General features: G+C 35.2%; 17 protein-coding genes and 1 tRNA gene. 8 read left to right on the top strand and 10 right to left on the bottom strand.

The window, feature by feature from the left end; genetic code table 11:
* Window position 1: 1 nt before the first annotated feature.
* The 4 genes from GYM74_RS06030 (at window position 2) to GYM74_RS06015 (ending at window position 5,843) form a co-directional block, all read left to right on the top strand.
* Window positions 2-412: an META domain-containing protein gene (locus GYM74_RS06030; RefSeq protein WP_220219581.1), complete on the top strand. Its 411-nt coding sequence runs from the start codon at window positions 2-4 to the stop codon at window positions 410-412.
* A gap of 324 nt (window positions 413-736) precedes the next feature.
* Window positions 737-2,149 (top strand): pyruvate kinase PykF, encoded by a 1,413-nt coding sequence (gene pykF, locus GYM74_RS06025; RefSeq protein ID WP_220219580.1) that lies wholly within the window; start codon window positions 737-739, stop codon window positions 2,147-2,149.
* Between the two features lie 102 nt (window positions 2,150-2,251).
* On the top strand, window positions 2,252-4,309 hold the full coding sequence (gene ppk1 / locus GYM74_RS06020) for a polyphosphate kinase 1 (protein WP_220219579.1): 2,058 nt from the start codon (window positions 2,252-2,254) through the stop codon (window positions 4,307-4,309).
* Between the two features lie 64 nt (window positions 4,310-4,373).
* Complete coding sequence (locus tag GYM74_RS06015; protein ID WP_370634056.1) at window positions 4,374-5,843, top strand: exopolyphosphatase; 1,470 nt, start codon at window positions 4,374-4,376, stop codon at window positions 5,841-5,843.
* A gap of 47 nt (window positions 5,844-5,890) precedes the next feature.
* Here the strand turns inward: GYM74_RS06015 and GYM74_RS06010 are convergent, their stop codons facing one another.
* From GYM74_RS06010 to GYM74_RS06000, 3 genes are all read right to left on the bottom strand, one after another.
* Complete coding sequence (locus tag GYM74_RS06010; protein WP_220219577.1) at window positions 5,891-7,351, bottom strand: DASS family sodium-coupled anion symporter; 1,461 nt, start codon at window positions 7,349-7,351, stop codon at window positions 5,891-5,893.
* A gap of 91 nt (window positions 7,352-7,442) precedes the next feature.
* Window positions 7,443-8,402 carry an FAD:protein FMN transferase gene (locus GYM74_RS06005; RefSeq protein ID WP_220219576.1) on the bottom strand — a complete coding sequence of 320 codons (960 nt, stop codon included), beginning with the start codon at window positions 8,400-8,402 and terminating at the stop codon, window positions 7,443-7,445.
* A 29-nt stretch (window positions 8,403-8,431) separates the two neighbouring features.
* Entirely contained in the window at window positions 8,432-11,203 is a 2,772-nt protein-coding gene (locus tag GYM74_RS06000) for a flavocytochrome c (protein WP_220219575.1), read from the bottom strand.
* A 518-nt stretch (window positions 11,204-11,721) separates the two neighbouring features.
* Here GYM74_RS06000 and GYM74_RS05995 point away from each other — a divergent pair.
* Window positions 11,722-12,774: a hypothetical protein gene (locus GYM74_RS05995; RefSeq protein WP_220219574.1), complete on the top strand. Its 1,053-nt coding sequence runs from the start codon at window positions 11,722-11,724 to the stop codon at window positions 12,772-12,774.
* Between the two features lie 98 nt (window positions 12,775-12,872).
* Here the strand turns inward: GYM74_RS05995 and GYM74_RS05990 are convergent, their stop codons facing one another.
* From GYM74_RS05990 to dnaQ, 3 genes are all read right to left on the bottom strand, one after another.
* The gene (locus GYM74_RS05990) at window positions 12,873-13,235 is read right to left on the bottom strand and encodes a YbaN family protein (protein ID WP_220219573.1); all 363 of its coding nucleotides are present in this window, start codon (window positions 13,233-13,235) and stop codon (window positions 12,873-12,875) included.
* 85 nt (window positions 13,236-13,320) lie between these two features.
* A tRNA-Asp gene (locus GYM74_RS05985) sits at window positions 13,321-13,397 on the bottom strand.
* Window positions 13,398-13,513: 116 nt separating this feature from the next.
* Entirely contained in the window at window positions 13,514-14,248 is a 735-nt protein-coding gene (dnaQ, locus tag GYM74_RS05980) for a DNA polymerase III subunit epsilon (protein ID WP_255556221.1), read from the bottom strand.
* A 193-nt stretch (window positions 14,249-14,441) separates the two neighbouring features.
* Here dnaQ and rnhA point away from each other — a divergent pair, with 193 nt between their 5' ends.
* The 3 genes from rnhA to GYM74_RS05965 all read left to right on the top strand — a co-directional run bounded on the left by rnhA (window position 14,442) and on the right by GYM74_RS05965 (window position 17,045).
* Entirely contained in the window at window positions 14,442-14,942 is a 501-nt protein-coding gene (rnhA, locus tag GYM74_RS05975; RefSeq protein WP_220219572.1) for a ribonuclease HI, read from the top strand.
* A 69-nt stretch (window positions 14,943-15,011) separates the two neighbouring features.
* On the top strand, window positions 15,012-15,755 hold the full coding sequence (gene gloB / locus GYM74_RS05970; protein ID WP_220219571.1) for a hydroxyacylglutathione hydrolase: 744 nt from the start codon (window positions 15,012-15,014) through the stop codon (window positions 15,753-15,755).
* A 222-nt stretch (window positions 15,756-15,977) separates the two neighbouring features.
* The gene (locus GYM74_RS05965; protein ID WP_220219570.1) at window positions 15,978-17,045 is read left to right on the top strand and encodes a transglycosylase SLT domain-containing protein; all 1,068 of its coding nucleotides are present in this window, start codon (window positions 15,978-15,980) and stop codon (window positions 17,043-17,045) included.
* Here the strand turns inward: GYM74_RS05965 and GYM74_RS05960 are convergent.
* The 4 genes from GYM74_RS05960 to GYM74_RS05945 form a co-directional block, all read right to left on the bottom strand.
* Entirely contained in the window at window positions 17,038-17,811 is a 774-nt protein-coding gene (locus GYM74_RS05960) for an endonuclease/exonuclease/phosphatase family protein (protein WP_220219569.1), read from the bottom strand. The two genes, GYM74_RS05965 and GYM74_RS05960, sit on opposite strands and share 8 nt — an antisense overlap.
* Window position 17,812: 1 nt before the next feature.
* Complete coding sequence (gshA, locus tag GYM74_RS05955; protein ID WP_220219568.1) at window positions 17,813-19,375, bottom strand: glutamate--cysteine ligase; 1,563 nt, start codon at window positions 19,373-19,375, stop codon at window positions 17,813-17,815.
* Window positions 19,376-19,575: 200 nt separating this feature from the next.
* Window positions 19,576-20,103, bottom strand: a complete 528-nt coding sequence (locus GYM74_RS05950) for a HugZ family protein (RefSeq protein WP_220219567.1) — start codon at window positions 20,101-20,103, stop codon at window positions 19,576-19,578.
* 50 nt (window positions 20,104-20,153) lie between these two features.
* Entirely contained in the window at window positions 20,154-21,797 is a 1,644-nt protein-coding gene (locus GYM74_RS05945) for an ABC transporter ATP-binding protein/permease (protein ID WP_255556230.1), read from the bottom strand.
* Between the last annotated feature and the right edge of the window lie 60 nt (window positions 21,798-21,857).

Genomic DNA, 21,857 nt, shown 5'->3' with positions numbered 1-21,857 from the left:
TATGAAAAAGACCTTATTGCTAATTACTTGTGCATTAATCATGTCGGGCTGTGGTGAATCAACAAAAGTTAAAGCCGAAGATTTACAACATCACCGTTTTATATTGGTCAAAGCAAATGGTGAAAGTATCACCCCGGAAAATCCTGCCGAAATCGTATTTGGCGAAAATATGCATATTATGGGTAACATGTGTAATCGTTTTGTTGCTAATGCAACTTTTGAAAATCAAATCCTTAAAGCTCCAGGCCTGGCCATGACAAAAATGCTATGTCCCGATACAAAACTTAATGAACTCGATGCAACCATTGAAGCGTTATTTACTGAAGGTGCCAATGTCGAATTAAATAAAGACACTTTAACCTTAAAAAATAAGAATAATGAATTAGTCTACCAATTAAAAGATTTGATGTAATTAAAAGTCAAACTTGCCTTGTAAATTTTGCCAAAATGATTGAGTTGGCTGTATTTGGTAATATTGTGTTAAGAAATAATTAATGATAAAAAACTTTATTTAAAATAGAGTTAAGACTATAATGGCAAAAGTTTTTTTAGGATCCACATTTTGATGAAAATGACCAATTCTTCAAATATTTTAATTATGTTGAATAACTACTTATCAGTTATTTATAACCTCTTATATACCATTCATACCAATGCAAAGACATTGGTTTTTTTTTGTACAAAACCGATTTATATAAAATTTAAACATTAACCTTAACAACTAGTAGATAATATTATGAAAAAGACAAAAATAGTTTGTACCATTGGCCCTAAATCAGAATCAAAAGAGATGTTAGCAAAATTATTAAATGCAGGCATGAATGTCATGCGTTTAAACTTCTCTCATGGGGATTATGAAGAGCATGGTAATCGTATTAAAAATTTACGTGAAGTAATGCAAGAAACTGGCTTAAAAGCCGCTATTATGTTAGATACTAAAGGGCCTGAAATTCGGACTATCAAATTAGAAGGTGGTAATGACGTATCGCTTGTTGCAGGGCAAACTTTCACATTTACAACGGATGAAACTGTGGTCGGTAATTCAGAGCGTGTGGCTGTAACTTATAAAGGTTTTGCTCATGATCTTAAACCAGGCAACCGAGTTTTAGTCGATGACGGTTTGATCGCTATGGATGTTCAAGAAGTTAAAGGTAATGAAGTAATTTGTAAAGTATTGAACAACGGTGACTTAGGTGAAAATAAAGGTATCAACTTACCGGGTGTTTCAATCAAATTACCTGCCCTTGCTGAAAAAGATAAAAACGATCTTATTTTTGGTTGTGAACAAGGCGTAGACTTTATTGCTGCTTCTTTTATTCGTAAACGTTCTGATGTTGAAGATATCCGTGCTCATCTTAAAGCTCACGGTGGTGAAGACATCAAAATTATATCGAAAATTGAAAACCAAGAAGGTCTGGATAATTTTGATGAAATCCTTGAAGCATCTGACGGTATCATGGTTGCTCGTGGTGACTTAGGTGTTGAAATCGCTGTGGAAGAAGTTATTTTTGCCCAAAAAATGATGATTAAAAAATGTAATAAAGCTTCTAAACCAGTAATCACAGCTACACAAATGCTAGATTCAATGATTAAAAACCCACGTCCAACTCGTGCCGAAGCTGGTGATGTGGCTAATGCGATCATCGACGGTACCGATGCAGTAATGTTATCAGGCGAAAGCGCAAAAGGTAAGTATCCGCTTGAAACGGTAAATGTAATGGCAACCATTTGTAAGCGTACCGATATCACCATTCCTGCTTCGTTAGAGTTAACAGCCAAAGAAGAAAAATTGCGCATCACTGCAGCTGTTTGTTGTGGTGCAGTTGAAATTGCTGAACGATTAAATGTACCACTCATTGTGGTTGCAACTCGCAGTGGTAAATCAGCACGCGAACTTCGTCACTATTTCCCTAAAGCTAAAATTTTAGCGCTATCTTCTAGCCAAAAAACAGTTAACCAATTAGCCTTATCTAAAGGTGTGCAACCAATTTTAATCGATGCCATTAATTCGACTGATGATTTTTATCGTTTAGGTAAAGAAATGGCCGTTAAGGTTTGTGGTTTACAACAAGGTGATACTATCGTTATGGTATCTGGTGCTTTAGTACCAAGTGGCACAACTAACACAACATCAGTACACCGTATCTAATATTTGTTAAATAAATAATAAAAAGCTAGCGTATTGCTAGCTTTTTTTTTCACTTAAGTTATTCTGTAATACATCAAATAATTGTATGGTAAGAGATAACAAATGATAGAAGAAACAGTATATTTACCAAAAGAACTAAGTTGGTTATCATTTAATCAACGCGTATTACAAGAAGCTGCTGATGAAAGTAACCCGCTTATTGAACGTGTTCGATTTTTAGGAATATACTCAAGTAATCTTGATGAGTTTTATAAAGTACAATTTGCTAATTTAAAAAAGTATGTCTTAATTGAGCAAGAACAAGTTCAATCTTCCTCCACAGCAAAAAATTTATTACGTCAAGTTAATCAAAAAGTCATTCAGCTGGAATTACAATTCGATCAGCTTTATAACGAGCTGTTATTAGAAATGGCAAGAAATCAGATTTTTTTGATTAACGAAAGGCAACTCACCTCTTATCAAGAAAATTGGATAAAAAATTATTACAAACAAAACTTAAGGCAATACATAACCCCTATTCTACTCGATAGCCATACTGAACTCATTCAATTCTTAAAAGATGACCATGCCTATTTAGCTGTTGAAATCATATGTGAAGATAGCATTAGTTATGCGTTGCTTGAATTACCGACTGATAATGCACCACGTTTTGTATTGTTACCGTCTGAATTCTCAACCAAAAACAAATCAATTATCTTTCTTGATAATATTTTACGTTATTGTTTATCCGATATATTCAAAGTTTTTTTTGATGCTATAGAATTAAACGCCTATTCAATCAATATAAATCGAGACGCCGAATACGAGTTAAATACGGAATTAGATAGCCTGCTTGAATTAATGTCACAAGGATTAAAACAACGATTAACCGCCCAGCCAGTTCGTTTTACTTATCAAAAAGATATGCCCAAAGCGCTTTTTGAATTACTCATTAATAAATTAAGATTAACTGAGCAAGATGCTATGCCAGGTGGGCGTTATCCAAATTTTAAAGATCTTGCTAATTTTCCGGATCTGGGCGTTAAACATCTGCTCAATAAACGTTTGCCTAGTCTTGCATATAATCGTTTTAAACAATTTAGAAATGCATTTGCCACAATCAACGATCGTGATGTTTTACTGTATTATCCTTATTACTCTTTTGGTCATGTTCTGGAAATAATGCGACAAGCATCTTTTGATCCGGCTGTTACGCATATTAGAATGAACATCTACCGTGTTGCTAAAGATTCAAGATTTATTCATGCTGCGATTAATGCGGCAAATAATGGTAAAAAAGTGACGGTTGTGGTTGAGCTACAAGCACGTTTTGATGAAGAAGCAAATATCAAATGGGCAAAACGATTAATCAGTAGCGGAATTAAAGTTATCTATTCTCAGCCAAAATTAAAAATTCATGCAAAACTATTTTTGATCGACCGAAAAGAAGACGACAGAATAGTAAGATATGCCCACATTGGTTCGGGAAATTTCAATGAAAAAACCGCAAGAGTTTATACCGATTTTTCGTTACTAACGGCAGATCCGGCAATCACTGGTGAAGTGCTAAAAGTGTTTAACTTTATTGAAAACCCATTTAAGCCGGTAACTTTTCACCATTTATTAGTTTCGCCACAAAATACACGATTACGTTTTCATGAATTTATTGAAAGAGAAATCAATAACGCCAAAGCCGGGAAACCTTCAGGCATTTATCTCAAACTCAATGCAATAACTGATAAAGAGATGATAAATCAACTCTATAAAGCTTCATGTGCTGGCGTGAAAATACGCATGATTGTGCGAGGTACCTGTATACTCGTTCCTCAAATTCCTAATTTAAGTGAAAATATTTATGTAACCAGTATTGTTGACCAGTATCTTGAACATGCTCGAGTTTATATTTTCGAAAATGACGGTAATAAAGATACCTACATATCATCTGCCGATTGGATGCCTAGAAATCTTGATAATCGGATTGAGGTCGGAGTAAAAATATTTGATCTGACATTAAAATCCACTATTCATAATATTTTCAATATTCAGTGTAATGACAATGTCAAAGCTCGAATTATCGATAAAGATAATATGAACAATTATGTCCAAAGAGGTAATAAAAAGAAAGTGCGAGCACAGCGGGCAATTTATGATTATCTAAAACAATTAGAATCGGCAAGTTAAGGATTTGAATGTGAATAAATTTGATGAATATGCAGTTATTGATCTCGGCTCGAATAGTTTTCATATGGTCATTGCACGTTGTATAGATGGTGCTACACAAATTATTTACAAAAATAAAAAGAATATTCATTTAGCTACCGGGTTAAATGAATTCTATGAGCTAAGCGAGTCAAGTATTAAACGAGGTATTGAGTGCCTTGCTCTCTTTGCTGAACGGCTAAGTGGATTTCCCCCGGAAAATGTTCGAATTGTTGCTACTTATACGCTGCGCATTGCCAGCAATCGGCATCAATTTCTAGCCGAAGCGGCTAAGGTTCTACCCTACCCGATTGAAATTATCTCCGGACAAGAAGAAGCCCGTTTAATCTATTTAGGTACTATGACAGCTGAAGCAACCGCCGAAGATGATACCAAATTTGTTATTGATATTGGTGGTGGATCGACTGAAATTGCCATTGGTCGAGGAAACGATCTCAAACCATTTATTGTGGCAAGTCGACCAATGGGCTGTGTGACTTACACTAAGCAATTTTTTCCACAAAAGACCATTGACCGATATTCATTTTTAAGAGCTAAACTGGCAGCTGAACAACAAATTGAAAATCTTATTACCACAATAAAAAGACAAAATATCAGTGCCGCATTTGGCACTTCCGGCACAATTAAAAGTATTTACAAAATATTATTAGATTTAGGTGTCAGCGACGGTATCATTACGCCTAAACGTTTGGATGATTTAATCAGTTATATCTTAGAATTCAAGTCTTTTCATGAAATTGACTATCCATCACTTTCGGAAGAAAGAAAAAACGTTTTCGTCAGCGGGTTAGCAATATTTAGTGGCGTTTTTAACGCATTAGGCCTACAAGAGCTTCAATTTAGCCCATGCGCATTACGTGAAGGGGTTTTGTATGAACTGATCGACGGTCCAAATTATCGGGATATAAGACAAACAACAGCTGAATCACTCTCTCAGCATTACAACATTGATGAGCGTCATGCTAAACAAGTGGTAAAAACGGCAAAATATCTTTTTTCACAATGGAAAGCGCAAACTTCGACTAATATTCCGCAACATTTAGAATCTATCCTCTATTGGGCAGCGCAGCTTCACGAAGTGGGACTGAAAATAAATTTTTCATCAATACACAAACATTCGAGTTATATTCTGTTAAATAGTAACTTACCCGGATTCAATGAAGAACAACAACTTTTATTGTCTACCCTTGTTCGTTATCACCGAAAGTCAATTAACATTGATGAACTGCCCTATTTTAGTTTATTCGAATACAAACATATCATCTCGTTATTGCAGATTTTGCGGCTTGCCGTTTTATTTAATAACCAGCGTAATAACGATCTGGATCTCACTGCATTTAGATTAAAATTAAACAGTGATAAATTGAGCAAACTGACGATAGAACTCAACGAAAAGTTTGTTGAAAATAATAAATTAATCTTGCTTGATTTAGAGCAGGAGCAGAAATATTGGAAATCGGTTAACGATTGGAAATTATCGATTGAAATGTTTTAATCACTCAAAAAAACCGCCAGTTTAACTGGCGGTGATAAGCTAAGCTTTTAGCCTAATCCAATGATTTTCCACCATAAAATACCAATAGTGAAAACAATAATTAAATTTACTACGCTACAAATGAAACCGACTTTCCACCATGTTTTAACCGGTACAAAGCCTTCAGCAAACAGTAACGGGTTACGAGCATTGGCAAATTGGGTAATCGAACCAAAATAGTTAGTACAAATAACTAATGCAAAAATGGCAATCATTTGCGGCACGCCGAGTGCTAAAGCAACCGTTAAAAATACTGGGAATAAAGCAGCAATATGCGCATTACCACTCGCAAAGAAGTAATGTAGATAAACATAAGCTACACACAAAATCACAATGACTAAAACCCAGCTACTATCCCCTAAGTGACCTTTAACGGCATTACCAATTGTATCGCCTAGCCATTTAGTTACGCCAAGTTTATTCACTTGCCCCGCCATCATCAATAATGCAGCAAACCAAATCAAAGTATCCCAAGCGGCCTTTTCACCCTTGATGTCCTCCCAACTAAGTACACCGGTTAAAATTAAAATTGTTAAACCGATAAATGCAGTAGTGGTTGAGTCAATACCGAAATTTTTACCAAAAATCCACAAGCCTAACAGTAATACAACTGTTGTACCCATAATAATTTCTTTAAAGGTCACATAACCCATTTTTTCAAGTTCTTCGGCGGCTAATTTAGGCGCTTCTGGTGTCTTTTTAAGTTCAGGATTGGTTAAAAAGTAGATAACTAAAGGAATAACAATAAATGAGACTAAACAAGGTACGATAGCCGCCATAAACCATTGTCCCCAGCCTAAAGTAATACCAAGTTGACTTGTTACTAATTTGGCTGCCAGCAAGTTGCCGGTAAAGGCAGTTAAAAACATTGCCGATGTAATATCATTTACATGACTAATGGTTAACATTAAGAAAGTGCCAATACGATTTCTTGATTCATCTTTTGGACTCGAATTAAAATTAATCGCTAATGCTTCAGCGATAGGATATATTACCCCACCAGCACGAGCTGTCGTACTAGGAATCGCTGGAGCTAGTGCCATATCTGTTACTGACAGGCCATAAGCTAAACCTAACGTATTTTTACCTAAAATTTTAACCAGATAATAAGCTATACGCCTACTTAATCCTGTTTTGATAAAACCACGTGCAATCATAAAAGCAATAACAATAAGCCAAATAAGGCTACTGTTTAATTCGCTTAATGAAATTTTAATCGCATCTGTTGCTGTTGCCGCTCCTGACGGTCTTAAAACCGCAAATACTGTTATCGCTAATAGTCCAATTGCACCAATTGGCATAATTTCAGCGACAATACAGGCAATAGTAGCAACAAAGATGATACTGGTGTGCCAACCTTCAATACTAATTCCTTCTGGCGGAGAAACAAATTGCCATAATATTGCTGAAATAGCGGCAATAATTATGAGCGGTAACCATTTGACAGGTGGTTTTTTCACTGTGTTCATAGTATTTTCCTTTTTAATTAAAAATGACTTAATTTAATTCATTATAAAAACGATCCAGTTTGATATAAATTTTTTCGTTTCCAACAAAAAGTTAATGTAAAACATATTGTTGGCTAACTAGCTGAAAAGCAAAATTATCAGTATTAACTAGTTCGATTGTTTTATTTTTCAAAACAAATATGGCTGATAAATTCGGATGTTCAATCAAATATTTACCCGCTTTTTTAACCCCTAATCCATAGAGAATAGTCGAAAAAATATCACCTTCAAGCGACGTATCTGAAATTACCGTTACACTTTCTAATTCATTATCCAAAGGATAACCGGTTGAAGGGTCAAAGATGTGATGATAGCGGTGATTATTTAAGGTAAAGTAACGCTCATAAATCCCTGATGTAACAACAGATTTATCGTTGACTTGAATAACACCAACTAGTTCATTGTTGAGTGAAAATGGTTCTTTCAAACCTATTTGCCAATTGCCGTTCTTATCTAAAGGTGATTTGCCTAAAGTTAAGACGTTACCACCTAAATTGATAATAGCTTGATGTATGTTATTTTGCTGTAGAACCACTTTAACCACATCGGCTATATAGCCTTTGGCTATAGCACCTAAATCAATTTCCATTCCCTTTTTTTTCAAAAAAACTGCACAAGTTTTAGGATCAAGCTCAATTTCGTTAGGATCGGTTAATAATAGTTGATCATGAATTTGCTGTGGGGAGGGAACTTGCTGGCCTTGAAAACCGATTTTCCATAATTTGACTAAAGGACCAATAGCAAAATTGAAACAACTATTGGGCATTAAACTGACTTTATAAGCTTGCTCTATAAGCGAAAACACAGCACGGCTAACGATAACCGGATGTTTACCCGCAGCAGCGTTAATCGACATAACTTCTGAATGACGGCGGTTAACGGTCAATTTATCTTCAAGTAATTTTATGGTGTGAAACACCCTATGAGCTACGGTTTCATTAGGCTCATAAAGCGTTAATGAAACCGTGGTACCCATTAATACTTGAGTATATTCATGGCTTGAATTAAGCATTTTAAACAAGCTTAAGTCATATTAGTCAATTAATGATTAATGTAATCAGTGGCTTTTCTACCTGCCTGCATACCAAATATAATGATATCAGCAACAGCGTTTCCACCGATACGATTGGCACCATGAACACCACCGACCACTTCGCCAGCAGCAAATACGCCTTGTATTACATGTTTATCCGTATCTAAAACTTGAGTTTCGGTATTAATCGTTACCCCACCCATAGTATGATGCACACCCGGTGCAATTTTAATCGCATAAAATGGTCCTTTGTTTATAGGATGTCGCATACCGGTTGTTCTTCCGAAGTCTTCGTCACGTTTTGTTTCAGCGAACTGATTATAACGCTCAATAGTTTGGGATAGAGTATTGCTGTCAATTGAGAGTTTATCAGCAAGATCTTTAATCGTATCAGCTTGAACGACTAAATCATGCGATACATATTCTTCAACAGCTTTGTTTTCATTACGCACTTGTTGATCAAATAGAATATACGCATAATGCTCTGGTAAATTAATAATTTCTGCTGAAACTTTATCACGAGTATCTAACTCATTGACAAAGCGCTGCCCTTTTTGGGAGACCAGTATCGCCCCACCACCACGAATTGATTCGGAAATCAAATACGAAGTTGTTTGCTCAACAGTTGGATGAATCTGAATTTCTTTCATATCCACTGTGCCTGCACCCAGTTTTTCTAGAATCATAATTCCGGAACCGGTTGCACCTTTATGGTTAGTGGTAACAAATCCTTTCAGATCAGGACGATATTTTTCAACCATTTCACGATTTGCACTAAATCCACCAGTAGCAATAATAACCGCTTTGGCTTTAATCGTTTGAACGGAACCGTCTTCTTCACTGACTTTAACACCGACAACTTTATGATTTTCCGTTAAAATTTCAGTTACATTGGTATCAAGCATAACTTCAATACCACGTCGGTTGATATTTTTTTGCAATCCACTAATTAAAAATCCGCCAACAGCAGCGCCACTTGCCGGACGATGCGTACGGTCAATGCTCATGCCACCCGTTGTTGTGATACCACTAAGTTCGATACCATTATTATCTAACCAGTCAATGGCATCAGGTGCATTTTCAACAAAATAACGAAGTAATTCAGGATTATTTTTGTTTTTACCACCTGTTAACGTTTCTTTATAGAACAGATCTTTACTGTCCACAATGCCTTTAAGTTTTTGGAATTTGGTTTCGGCTGCATTCATACCGGCAGAAGCTTTATTCGTATTGCCACCAATAACCGGCATTTTTTCAACCACAACCACACTTGCCCCTAAATCATGTGCTTGAATAGCGGCTGACAGTCCAGCGCCACCACTACCAACCACCACCACATCATAAGCTTTATCATTAGGATCACCACCCTCAGCAAGGATAGCTTCTTTATTTGATTTCGCCATAGCTTTGGTTACCGCTTTTTTGAACGCTTCACATTGTGATGTCGCGCCAGAAATTGCATCGACGTGTGGGCTATTAGAGTCAATAATACGATGTTTGATTTCAGAAAAGTTGTTAACTACTTCACTATCAAAATCATTAGCATTAAGCAATTGCATGTCTTTAACGAAGTCTTTACCTAATTCAACATTAATTAAGTATTCATAAGACTCATCATTAACCTTTTCTTGATAATTGCCCGGCTTGAATTTTTTTACATTAAGATTCACATCACGAATCAAGCTTTCAACTAATGAAAAGTGCCAAAGTGGCTCAGGTATATTGAGTTCTTCACGTTTATCACTATTGATGAAAAGTTCAAGTTTTTCCCCTTTTTCGACTCGACTAAGCCAATCAGGGTAAGCAATACATGCCCGACCCACTGCAACCAGATCAAAGCCGTTATCCATAGCGGCTTCGACATCACTTATATTAACCACATTACCGACGCCAACAACCGGAATTTTAGCTAATGTCTGTGATCGCATTGCCACATATTTATTAATTAAAGGCGTTGGATCATTAGTTTCAACAATAGATGGTCTTAAGATAGCCCCCATAGAGAAGTGAACATAATCAAGACCCTTCTCAGCCAATTTTTCAAGTAAGTACATCGAATCATCAAAACGAATACCCGGTATTTCTAATTCTTCCGGTGAAAAACGATAACCGACAATAAAATCAGGGCTGGCATATTTTTTAACCATATTATGAGTAATATCTAAAACAGCCAATGGGAATCGAGCTCGATTATCACGGCTACCACCCCATTTATCAGTTCGTTGATTTGAGTTAGGTGAGTAAAATTGTTGAATTAAGTAGGTATTAGCACCATGAATTTCGACCCCGTCAAATCCAGCTTGGATCGCTCGACGAACAGCTTGACCAAACTTGTCAATCATCTCATCGACTTCATCTGCAGTTAATTCAATTGGGGTTGCTGCGCCTGGTCGTGGTGCAGCTATCGCACTTGGCCCAACTGGGGATTGTCCACCAATGAGTTTAGGCTCAACCATACGGCCACCATGATAAACTTGGATAACGGCTTTGGAGCCTTTCTCTTTAATGGCTTTAGCGATCTTCGCTAATCCCTCTATTTTATCATCGTGATCTAAACCAATCGCTCCGGGAAAGGCTAAACCTTTATTGTCAACAAATCCACATTCAACAATAATAGTGCCTATTTCACCCGCTCTTGCTCGGTAATATTCAATTAAATCATGCGTGACAGAACCTTCATAAAATCCGGAACAAGTTGTCATCGGCGCCATCATTATTCGATTTTTTAATTCTACGCCGTTTGGTAAAGCTAATGGTTTAAAAATATTATCATTTCTCATTTTTCATTACCCAGTAATTTTCAAAATTGTTTTTTGTTACCGGTAATAATAACATTAGTTACTGGTATTCTCCACTTACATTAGTTTCATTAATAACCTTAGTATCAATTTTTGGACAATTTTTTCTGAATGTTTTTAATCAATTAGCTTTTTATGACTGAATTTGTTGATTAGATTTTGCCTATTTTTGAATTTGATGCTTCAAATCAGCGTAGTGATAGGTGGTCAAAGTCTAAAAAAAAACACTCTAACTATTTCATTTACTTACATATTTTTTAAATATTATACTTGAACTTTATTTTTATTCAGCTAGAATGTCTGACAGTTTGGATAAAAGAGAATTTGACCATGATTGTGGCATTTATACAACAAATCAAAACAACACCACATAATCGCTCTTTTTTCTTTTCCTATATAAATCCTCCTTTATGGAGGATTTTTTATTTCTACCCCTTTGTATTTTTACCTCAATTTAATCAACAACACCATTTCAAGAATATTCATAAACAGGAGATAGCATGAAACCTTTGATCCCTTTTTATAATCCAAGTATTAATTATGAAGATAATTATGCTCAAGGGCCTTTTGGACTTTTTGCGCAATTAGATAAAGCACAACAAGTACCAACCAAACCAACTCAATTTTTAAATATTGATGTCAACCTCCCTTTTGGCATGCCAGCAGGTCCATTATTAAATGCTAATTATATCAAGGCCGCTTTTGCTTATGGATTTGATTTATGTGTGTATAAAACAGTTAGAACTAAACTTCATAAATGCCACCCTTTGCCTAATGTACTATCTGTCCACCCAAATGGTAAATTATCCCCGAATCTTGATACCGTATTAGCTGATACAAATTATACTCAACCTTTGTCAATTACTAACTCTTTTGGTGTTCCGTCTTTTGCTCCGGATATTTGGCAACCCGATATGGCTGACGCCGTAAAATCAGCTGGCCATGGACAATGTGTTATCGGCAGTTTTCAAGGCACCCAAGGTAATGGCGAAATCGAAAAAGATTATGCGCTAGCGGCTAAATTAGTCAGAGAAACCAATGCCCCTATTTTAGAAGCAAACTTAAGCTGTCCAAATGAAGGCGCAAGTAAATTACTCTGTTTCGACATTGATCGCGTTGAACGTATTGTGAATGCTATTAAAACAGCCGTACCTGATCGCCCATTGATCTTAAAACTGGCTTATTTTCCTGATGATGAAAGAATTATTTCGTTATTAACTCGAGTCGGTTCGATAATTGACGGCTTAAGCGCAATAAATACACTATCAGCTAAACCTGTCGATGCTAACGGTAAACCGGCATTAGGTGAAAATAGAAAAGAAGGCGGGATTTGCGGTGAAGCGATTCGTTGGGCTGGTCTGGATATGGTTAGTCGATTAGCCAAATACCGTCAACAAATGGACTTAAAATTTGCTATTGTTGGTGTTGGTGGTGTGAGTAATAGTGAACATTATCATCAATTTATCAAAAGTGGAGCCGATGCGGTGATGAGTGCAACAGGTGCAATGTGGAATCCATTACTTGCTATTGAAATTAAAAAAAGTTTGAAATAATCCGAATAATAAATATCACTTCGCAATCAAACGCCATTATTTTTGTTACAGGGTAACTTATTTACCCTGTCCTCGCCTACTTTCAGCCGTGATGTAAATCACTTTTTATTAAAATAATAGTAGCCAAAAACAAGATGTGCTAAAAACACAATGGCTAAAATGATTCTTACATGTAAAGAATCAAAAATAATAAAAGGAATAAGAAGCACAACAAACACCATTGCCAACATTTTAAATAAACTTGACTTGGTTGCTTTCTTTTCAATTAGCATTTTTTGGATATAAGTTTGATAGTAACTAGTTTGGGTGAAATAGTTATAAAGGCGCTCAGAACTATTTAACCATAGATATGCAGTTAAAAGATAAAAAGGTACGGTAGGTAATAAAGGAACAAAAATGCCAATCGTTCCTAATGCAAAAGAAATTCCACCCAGAACAACAAATATCGATTTTTTTAGCATGTCTGAATCAATTTAAGTAATATTTAGAGGCTATCGAAGATAACACAATTATATTAAACAAGGAAAGCATTAATAAGATAAGAATTGGCGGAACGGACGGGGCTCGAACCCGCGACCCCCTGCGTGACAGGCAGGTATTCTAACCAACTGAACTACCGCTCCGCTTTGTTTGATAGTTTTAATGTTAGAACATTAAAGTAGGCGTGATGTTAAAGATTATTTTTAATTACGTCAATATAAATTTTAAAATTAACGTCTGATTGAATATAAAACAATCATTAACGGTTATTCCACAACGCCCCGCCGCTTTTCTTATCAATTTTTGCTAAAATAGCGTCATGCTCTGTTAACTCTGATTGTGACGCTTTAATCACTTTTAAAGGTGTACCACTGCGAGTAATCTTTTTTATTGTTTGGCTTTGTGTTGAAGATGAAAGATTCTCATCAGAACTAAAAGATAGCGTTGTTTGCCCACCGGTCATCGCTAAATAGACTTCAGCTAAGATCTCGGCATCCAATAAAGCGCCATGAAGTGTTCGATGTGAATTATCAATTTGATAGCGTTCACAAAGCACATCTAAGTTATTTCGCTTACCCGGGAATAAACGTCTTGCCATAGCCAATGTATCGGTAATGATACAGTGATCCGCAGTTTTAAAATCTAATCCACACAGGCGAAATTCATAGTCCATAAAGCCGACGTCGAACGATGCGTTATGGATAACTAACTCAGCACCGTCAATAAACTTAATAAAATCGTGAGCTATATTTTTAAAAATGGGTTTATCTTTAACAAATTCATCACTAATACCATGAACTCGAAACGCTTCTTCATCGATTAGACGTTCAGGATTAATATAAACATGAAAATGATTCCCCGTTAAACGACGATTAATAATTTCAACAGCACCAATTTCAATAATCTTATGACCTTCATAATGATTATTACCACCTTGGTTCATACCGGTTGTTTCGGTATCTAAGACGATCTGACGAGTAGAATTAGTTATCACAATGCTCTCTTTTTGTTAGTAATTGGGAAATAAACAAATTAATGATATAGTCTATCACCAAAATACTTTAATGTTGATACCTGCACGATTTAAACCCAATGAGCCACTTAGCAAAATAGGCTAAAATTAGGTTATATATTTTAGGTTAATCTTATGGATAACATTTTAATGACTCGGTAAAAAGTTTAATAAAATGCTAAAAAAAATTGAAATTTATACGGACGGCTCTTGTCTTGGTAATCCCGGACCCGGCGGCTATGCAGCTATTTTAAAATATAAACAGACAGAAAAAGTCTTATCAGAAGGCTACTTTAACACCACCAACAATCGCATGGAACTATTAGCGGCCATTGTCGCTTTAGAACAATTAAAACAATCTTGCCAAATTGAACTCTATTCAGACAGCCAATATCTACGTAATGGTATATCCAATTGGATACATGGTTGGAAAAAAAACGGCTGGCGTACATCGAATAAAAAGCCGGTTAAAAATGTTGATCTATGGAAACGTCTGGATCAATTAGTCCAGCACCATAAAATCAACTGGATATGGGTTAAAGGACATGCAGGACATATTGAAAATGAACGTTGTGATATATTAGCGAAAACGCAAGCCCAATCGCCTACTTTAACCGATACTGGATTTGAACAATCTATATCAGATCAGCAAATTGATAATTTAGATCTATTTTAAACATCGACTTTATTATCCTTAAACTTCTATCAATATTTTATTACTAGCACCAATAGGAGTAAAAATTTTATGTTTAAATTGCATATTATTCCGATTTTGAAAGATAACTATGTTTGGTTATTAGAAAATAATGATAAACAAGTTGTTATCATTGATCCCGGTGAAGCAGAACCTGTCCTTGAATATCTAAAAAAACATCACTTAACCCCCCTTGCAATTTTATTAACTCACCACCATATCGATCACGTTGGTGGTGTACCTAAGTTACATCAAATTTATCCCGATATTGAAATTTACGGGCCAAGTGAAATAGATTTGCCAATTCACTATCTGAATGATAAGGACATATTATCTAACGATATAGTATCTATTGCTGATTTTCAATTTGAGGTTATTTCAGTACCAGGGCATACTTTAGGTCATTTAGCTTATTATATTAAGCCGTACGTTTTTTGTGGTGACACACTATTTTCTGCGGGTTGTGGTAGAATTGTTGACAATGCTTATCAAAAGATGCTCAATTCTCTCAATAAGTTAAAGCAATTACCTGATGATACGTTAATTTGTGCAGGACATGAATACACTTTAGCTAATCTAAATTTTGCGCAAAAAATGGTGCCTAACGATAAACAAATCGTTAAGTATTTCGATAGTATTTGTAAAAAATCAATTACTTTGCCTTCTATTTTAACCAAAGAGAAACAAATTAACTTATTTTTAAGATGTAATGAAAAATCTTTACAAGATAAATTTAATTTTAACAATGAGTTAGACCTGTTCACTTATTTTAGGAGCCAAAAAGACATTTTTTAGGTATAATAACACGCTTAAATTGATGTCTAAACTTGAAAACTAATGAAAAAATTATTAATATTCACAATGTTATGTTCTTTTTTAGCTGCGTGTCAAAATCAAACTCCTCGACAAACTGTAAGTAGCAGCTATAAAAATTCAAACACGAAATCAATAGTTACTTCTAGTATTAAAAGTGGTGGTGTTAATTATGCATCGGTCACGCAAAATCCTTGGAAATTTATGTTAACCAAAATAAACGTAAATGTTCCGGAAAATAACCGTATTAAAGCGGAAAGAGAGCGTATTTTACGCAATCCTCAAGCGTTTGAAACAATCACTTTGCGATCAGAGCCTTATGTTTATTACATCATCAACCAACTAAGAAAAAATAACTTACCGGTTGAATTAGCTTTAATTCCATTAATTGAAAGTGCCTATGACCCTTTAGCAACTTCACCAGCTCAAGCCGCTGGTTTATGGCAATTTGTGCCGATTACAGCTAAAGAGTATGGATTAAAACAAAGTAGTCATTTTGATGAGCGTCGTGATCTTATTGCGTCAACAACGACTGCTATTAATCTTTTACAAAATTTAAATAGCCGTTTTGATGGCGATTGGTTATTAACTTTAGCTGCTTATAATGCCGGTGAAGGTAGAATCAGAAAAGCGATTGAGAAAAACCAAGCAAAGGGTTTACCAACCAACTATTGGTCGCTTGATTTACCTGCTGAAACCATGCACTACGTTCCTAAAATTTTAGCGATCATCGATATTGTTAAAAATAGTAAACGTTATGGCATAAAATTGCCTGATTGTAACTATCAAAATTCGCTTGTAAGGATTGATATGTCTAAAAACGTTTCATTAACGAAAATTGCCCAATATACCGGGTTGTCGCTTAATGATTTGATGACATATAATGCAGGTTATGTTAAGCAAACAGTAAATGGCCCTTTCCATTTGCTTGTTCCTTATTCACATGCAGAATCTTTATTTAAAAAGTTAAAGGCAGAAAAGCTGGTTTCGAATCAAATCACTGAGCTTTTACAAGATGTACCACATAACACGATGCCATTTGAAGTGAAATCGACGACGATTCAATATAGTGGTATAAATAACAACATGAATTCGGTACTTACTGCCAACAAAAATCAGATAACCTATCAAGTTAAAGCGGGTGATAATCTTTACTCTATCGCGCAAAATTATCGGGTAAAAATCACCGATATTTTAGAGTGGAATAAGTTGAAAAACCCACGAGTAAAAGAAGGTGACGTTCTTAAAATTAAGCTAGTAAAAGCTAAATAATTTTAAAATTCACCAATAAAGGATTATGATCTGATGCGGCTGTGTTAATTATTTGCGCCGCATCAAGCTTTAACCCACGATAAAATACAAAATCTAATGGCCTACCCAAAAACGTTTTGCGAATATCATTAGTAAAGTTCACAGGTTTAAGTTCAATTGAACGAACTAAATGATAAAGTAAATTCACTCGCTGTCGACTCCATGCATTAAAATCTCCAGCTAAAATAACCGGTCCTTGATGTGTTTTAATGCGATTTAATAACATATGGATTTGTTGCCGATAAACTTTAATACCAATACTAAAATTTATCGCATGAACATTGGCAACTAAGAGTTGTTCTGATGAATTTTCAATAGGATAAAGCGTGATTAACGCCGACTTAGGTACACGTATAAGCGGCTCTTTTTCACGAAACGACCACAAAGCACTTGGCAATGAATCGGATATTGTCATGACACCTGCATAAATATCATTCAAACAATAGGCGGGGACATGGTCAGCGATTTTATTGTGCTGACTGATAAAGTTAAGCAGCAAAGGGGTATTTTGCGCTTCCTGTAACAATATCAATTTAGCCTTGCTGGCATACAGTTCAAGGATATGGATACAGTCAGCTCTTTTTTGCTTGAAAATATTCCACACTAAAACTGAAAACGACATCTGGTTAACCAATGGTGTGTTAACCATAATTTGATGATTGGGCAATATTAATTCAATATCACTATCACTTTGATATCGTAGTGTATAGTCACGCTGTTTGAACATTTTATATCGTCATTTTTTGTTTTAAATAATCATCAAATGATATTTTGTCACTTTGCTCGATCATCACCTGTTTTTCAAGCGATAAATTGCGTTGTTGAATAAAATCACTATCTGTAAGTAAGCTTAATGGTTCTGTGATAAGCTGTTTTTTATATTGAGTCGCTAAAGCTAAGCCAAATTTAGCCGTGCCTAAATCGCTGATAGCCTCAAGCGTTCTTGCAGAAAGCGTTAATTCAGGTTGATCAAACATCAAATCAAGCCGTTCGCAAACTTTACGATAATGTTGTTTATCATCTTGATGATCCAATACATCAGCAACACGGAGCAAATCTTTAAATAATTCGTGGCCGACTTTTGATAATGGCTCACGATAGCTATCACAGCCGATACCAATTTCAAGACCAGGTTTACGCCCTTCCATAATAACCCGATTCCAATTTAATTTTGTGCACTCAAGCTCCTCACTACTCATTTCTGGGGCTGGCGCTAGCGCACACCATATTAAAAACAGATCAATAAAGCGAATCTGTTCTTCGGTAATGCCTATCGGTGAAAACGGATTAACATCGAGCGCTCGTACTTCAATATACTCTATTCCACCACGTAGTAAGGCATCAGAAGGTAACTCCCCTGCTCTAGGCACACGTTTAGGGCGAATTGGTGCATAAAACTCATTTTCAATCTGTAATACATTATCATTTAACTGCCGATAATGACCATCAACTTTAATGCCTAACTTTTTAAACGCTTCTGATTTAGTTTGAGTAGCACGTTTTAATCCTTCTACATAAGTATCAAGATGATTAAACGTAATACCCAGTTGTTTCTGGGCATTGTTGGTATAGCCGATATCACTTAATCTTAATGAAGTTGCATAAGGCAAGAAGCAGTTACCATTGGTTTGTTCAATAAAGGCCTTAGCTTTTTGCTTATCTTGAATAAATGAAGAGCACATGGAAGGCGATGCGCCAAACAGGTAAGGAATCACCCAACCAAATCGATAATAATTACGTATTAAAGTAAAATAACCTTCAGAAATGACAGCCTTGCCTTCTTCGGCGTTTTTTACTCCAAATCGGGCTTGCCAAAATGCCATAGGCAAAGAGAAGTTATAATGCACGCCGGATATGGTTTGCATCATGGCGCTATAACGATTTTTCAATCCTTCCCGATAAACCGTTTTAAAACGCCCTTCATTTGAGCTGCCATATTGCGCCAAAATAATATCGTCTTCATTTGCCACAAAACAAGGCATACTTAATGGCCACATCATCTCATCGCCGATACTGACACTGGCATAACGATGTAAATCACGCAAAAACGTGAGCATATAATCAATATTCGTATTAACCGGCGTAATAAATTCAAGCATCGATTCGGCAAAATCGGTTGTTATCCAAGGGTGAGTTAAAGCTGAACCAATTTTATTAGGAAAAGGGGTTTTTGCTAAAGAGCCGTCTGGTAAAATACGAAGTGTTTCACGTTCAACACCCCGTTGAATTCCCTGTAAAATAGTATAGTGCTTTTCCAACCAATTGAGCGCTTTAGAAACGTCAGGAATCATAATATCTCATTTCCTAAATTCAGTTTAAATTGGCTTAATTTTAGCATAGTTTAAGGGTTTAGATAGGCTGTTTTGTGACTATCAAAAAGAAAATAGAAATCTATCAATCGACAAAATTATTTAGATTATTTGAAAATCGCCAACAATAAACCATTACCTATAAAATAGATAATGGTAAGTATCTTTGCGAGTAATTTAGCTTAGTTACTGGCTTGTTGGCTTTTTTGATTAGCGACATAATCTTCATCAACCGGTGTGATAAGATTATTTTGATGATCAACAATATAGGTTTTTCCAAAACCTAACACTAATCTACCGGCTGTCGGTGTGATTTTAAATAAATTAAAATCTTTCATTTCGGCTAACATATAGACCATTTTACTCACCCTTTTAGCAAGCTGGTCAATAATGTTATCAAATAGCTCAGTTTCTCTTTCAACAATGCTTGTTTTTGCATGGAAAGATAGTCGTCTACGAGCATAGATATTCTTAGTATTACTTTCATCATCAATGATTAAAAAAGAGATATTTGAATTATCTTTCATATTCTGACTATGAGGCGCTAAATCTGATATTAAAATATAATAATCATTACCGTCAAAATAATAAGGCGAATAACTCGTATCTACCTCTCCGTTTTTAGTCATTGTTGATAAGATGACTGTACGGATTGTTTCATGTAAATTTTCTATTGTCTTTTCAACAACATCATTTTTGGACTCAGCCATAATTACTCCTTGTTTTTGTCAATATTGAGTTAATTCATCTAACTACATTGTTATAAATTCAATTGGTAGCATTTATCAAAATAGTTCGAAATATCAGTATGAGAAATTATAATAAAACTACTGTTCGGTAGGTTTGTCTTTAACAATTTCAGCAATTGTTTTTCGGACTGCTTATCTAATGCATTGGTTGTTTCATCCATAAAAATCCAATCAGGTTTATGCATTAAAATTCTTGCAATCATTAGACGTTGCTTTTCACCACCGGAAAGTGTTTTTAAATTATCACTGAGTAAATTTCTATCGATAAATTCTGTAGAAAAACCCACTTCTAATAGAAGTTGCTTAATCAAACTTAAATCTTTTTCAAACAACGGCTGCGGATAGCTTATTGCATGAGCTAATCCCCCAACCGGAAAATAGGTATTTTGCGATAAAAATAATGTCTTTAATTTTGGCACTTTAATCTTCCCCTCAAAATTGGGATAAAGGCCAGAAATTACTTTGAAAAATGTTGATTTACCTATACCCGATGCACCGGATATAACAACCGAATCGCCTTTATTAAGAAAAAGATTGGGTAGTGTTAATAACACAGCGCCATCCGGTTTTTTTATAGTTAAATCGTCAATCGAAAATGCATCTTGATTTATCTCTAATTGGCTAGCTGATTGGTATTGACGAGCGGCTTGATTAGCTTTTTCAAAAAACTGGGTTAAACGATAACTACACGCAATAAGTTCAGCAAGTTTATGATAATTGAAAATAAACCAAGACAAGTTAGTCACAACATTACTAAATGATTTACTAATTTGCATTAAAGAACCTAAGCTAACTTTACCAATTAAATAGATAGGCAGAGAAAAGAAAATAGGCACACTTAACACCGTTAAATAATATGGCCGAGTAAAACAGCCTAAAATAAGTTGTCGTTTAATTAATAAATACCAATTTTTGATAATATGATTGAAATGCTGTTCAAATTGTTGTTTCTCCACTTTTTCACCATTGGCTAACGCGATTGGCTCTTTCGATTCACGAAATCGAGTTAAGGCAAAGCGATAATTTGCCTCTAAGTGTTGTTGTTCAATCAATAAGTTTTTTAATGGGCGCCCGAGCATGTGAGCGATGCAAGAAGTGAATAATACATAGATTGGTGCCAGCCAAATTAAATAATGAGAAACACTTATATCAATATTAAATAGACTAAAATTTAAAACAAAATTATCGGTAATTTGCCACAAAAGCATAACATAGGAAAACAGACCAATACATTGAGTAATCAGCGAAAAGCCTTCATTAGTTAATCGCTCAATAAATAGAAGGCAATCTTCGGAAATACGCTGATCAGGATTATCAATTTCGTCTTGATGGTTATTTAAATACCAATATGCTTTGTTATTGAGCCACTTATCAAGTATCGAATCATTTAAAACCTTGCGCCATGTAATCACTAAAGTTTTTCTTAAAAACTCAATTATTAAGTAAGTTATTGCCCCCGAAATTGTTAACAACACAAAAACGATTAATTGGGTAATAACGCCTTGCATGTCATATTTTTCTAATGCATTAAAAAAGTTTTTATTCCAATTAATCATTTCAAGACTAATTTTAATTAAAACAATATTTAAACAAATAATAATTAAAGCATAACAGTAACCATATTTACCTTGTCTTGATTTGAAGCAAAGCTTCATAAGCAAGATTATATTTTTCAATGTTTGCACAACTTATACTCTCAAAACTGCCTTTTTTCT

The sequence above is a fragment of the Gilliamella sp. ESL0405 genome (assembly GCF_019469205.1).
Lineage (GTDB): Bacteria > Pseudomonadota > Gammaproteobacteria > Enterobacterales > Orbaceae > Gilliamella.
The sequence above is the reverse complement of the archived record's forward strand: the minus strand, read 5'-3'. Positions and strand labels throughout refer to the sequence as shown.

What these genes read in the sequence shown, in the direction of transcription:
- GYM74_RS06030 (WP_220219581.1), top strand. Translation starts at nt 2, where the DNA reads ATGAAAAAGACCTTATTGCTAATTACTTGTGCATTAATCATGTCGGGC.
- GYM74_RS05950 (WP_220219567.1), bottom strand. Translation starts at nt 20,103, where the DNA reads ATGGCTGAGTCCAAAAATGATGTTGTTGAAAAGACAATAGAAAATTTA.
- GYM74_RS06000 (WP_220219575.1), bottom strand. Translation starts at nt 11,203, where the DNA reads ATGAGAAATGATAATATTTTTAAACCATTAGCTTTACCAAACGGCGTA.
- GYM74_RS05960 (WP_220219569.1), bottom strand. Translation starts at nt 17,811, where the DNA reads ATGTTCAAACAGCGTGACTATACACTACGATATCAAAGTGATAGTGAT.
- gloB (WP_220219571.1), top strand. Translation starts at nt 15,012, where the DNA reads ATGTTTAAATTGCATATTATTCCGATTTTGAAAGATAACTATGTTTGG.
- GYM74_RS06005 (WP_220219576.1), bottom strand. Translation starts at nt 8,402, where the DNA reads ATGCTTAATTCAAGCCATGAATATACTCAAGTATTAATGGGTACCACG.
- GYM74_RS05995 (WP_220219574.1), top strand. Translation starts at nt 11,722, where the DNA reads ATGAAACCTTTGATCCCTTTTTATAATCCAAGTATTAATTATGAAGAT.
- GYM74_RS06010 (WP_220219577.1), bottom strand. Translation starts at nt 7,351, where the DNA reads ATGAACACAGTGAAAAAACCACCTGTCAAATGGTTACCGCTCATAATT.
- ppk1 (WP_220219579.1), top strand. Translation starts at nt 2,252, where the DNA reads ATGATAGAAGAAACAGTATATTTACCAAAAGAACTAAGTTGGTTATCA.
- pykF (WP_220219580.1), top strand. Translation starts at nt 737, where the DNA reads ATGAAAAAGACAAAAATAGTTTGTACCATTGGCCCTAAATCAGAATCA.
- rnhA (WP_220219572.1), top strand. Translation starts at nt 14,442, where the DNA reads ATGCTAAAAAAAATTGAAATTTATACGGACGGCTCTTGTCTTGGTAAT.
- gshA (WP_220219568.1), bottom strand. Translation starts at nt 19,375, where the DNA reads ATGATTCCTGACGTTTCTAAAGCGCTCAATTGGTTGGAAAAGCACTAT.
- GYM74_RS06015 (WP_370634056.1), top strand. Translation starts at nt 4,374, where the DNA reads ATGGTCATTGCACGTTGTATAGATGGTGCTACACAAATTATTTACAAA.
- GYM74_RS05990 (WP_220219573.1), bottom strand. Translation starts at nt 13,235, where the DNA reads ATGCTAAAAAAATCGATATTTGTTGTTCTGGGTGGAATTTCTTTTGCA.
- GYM74_RS05965 (WP_220219570.1), top strand. Translation starts at nt 15,978, where the DNA reads ATGTTAACCAAAATAAACGTAAATGTTCCGGAAAATAACCGTATTAAA.
- GYM74_RS05945 (WP_255556230.1), bottom strand. Translation starts at nt 21,797, where the DNA reads ATGAAGCTTTGCTTCAAATCAAGACAAGGTAAATATGGTTACTGTTAT.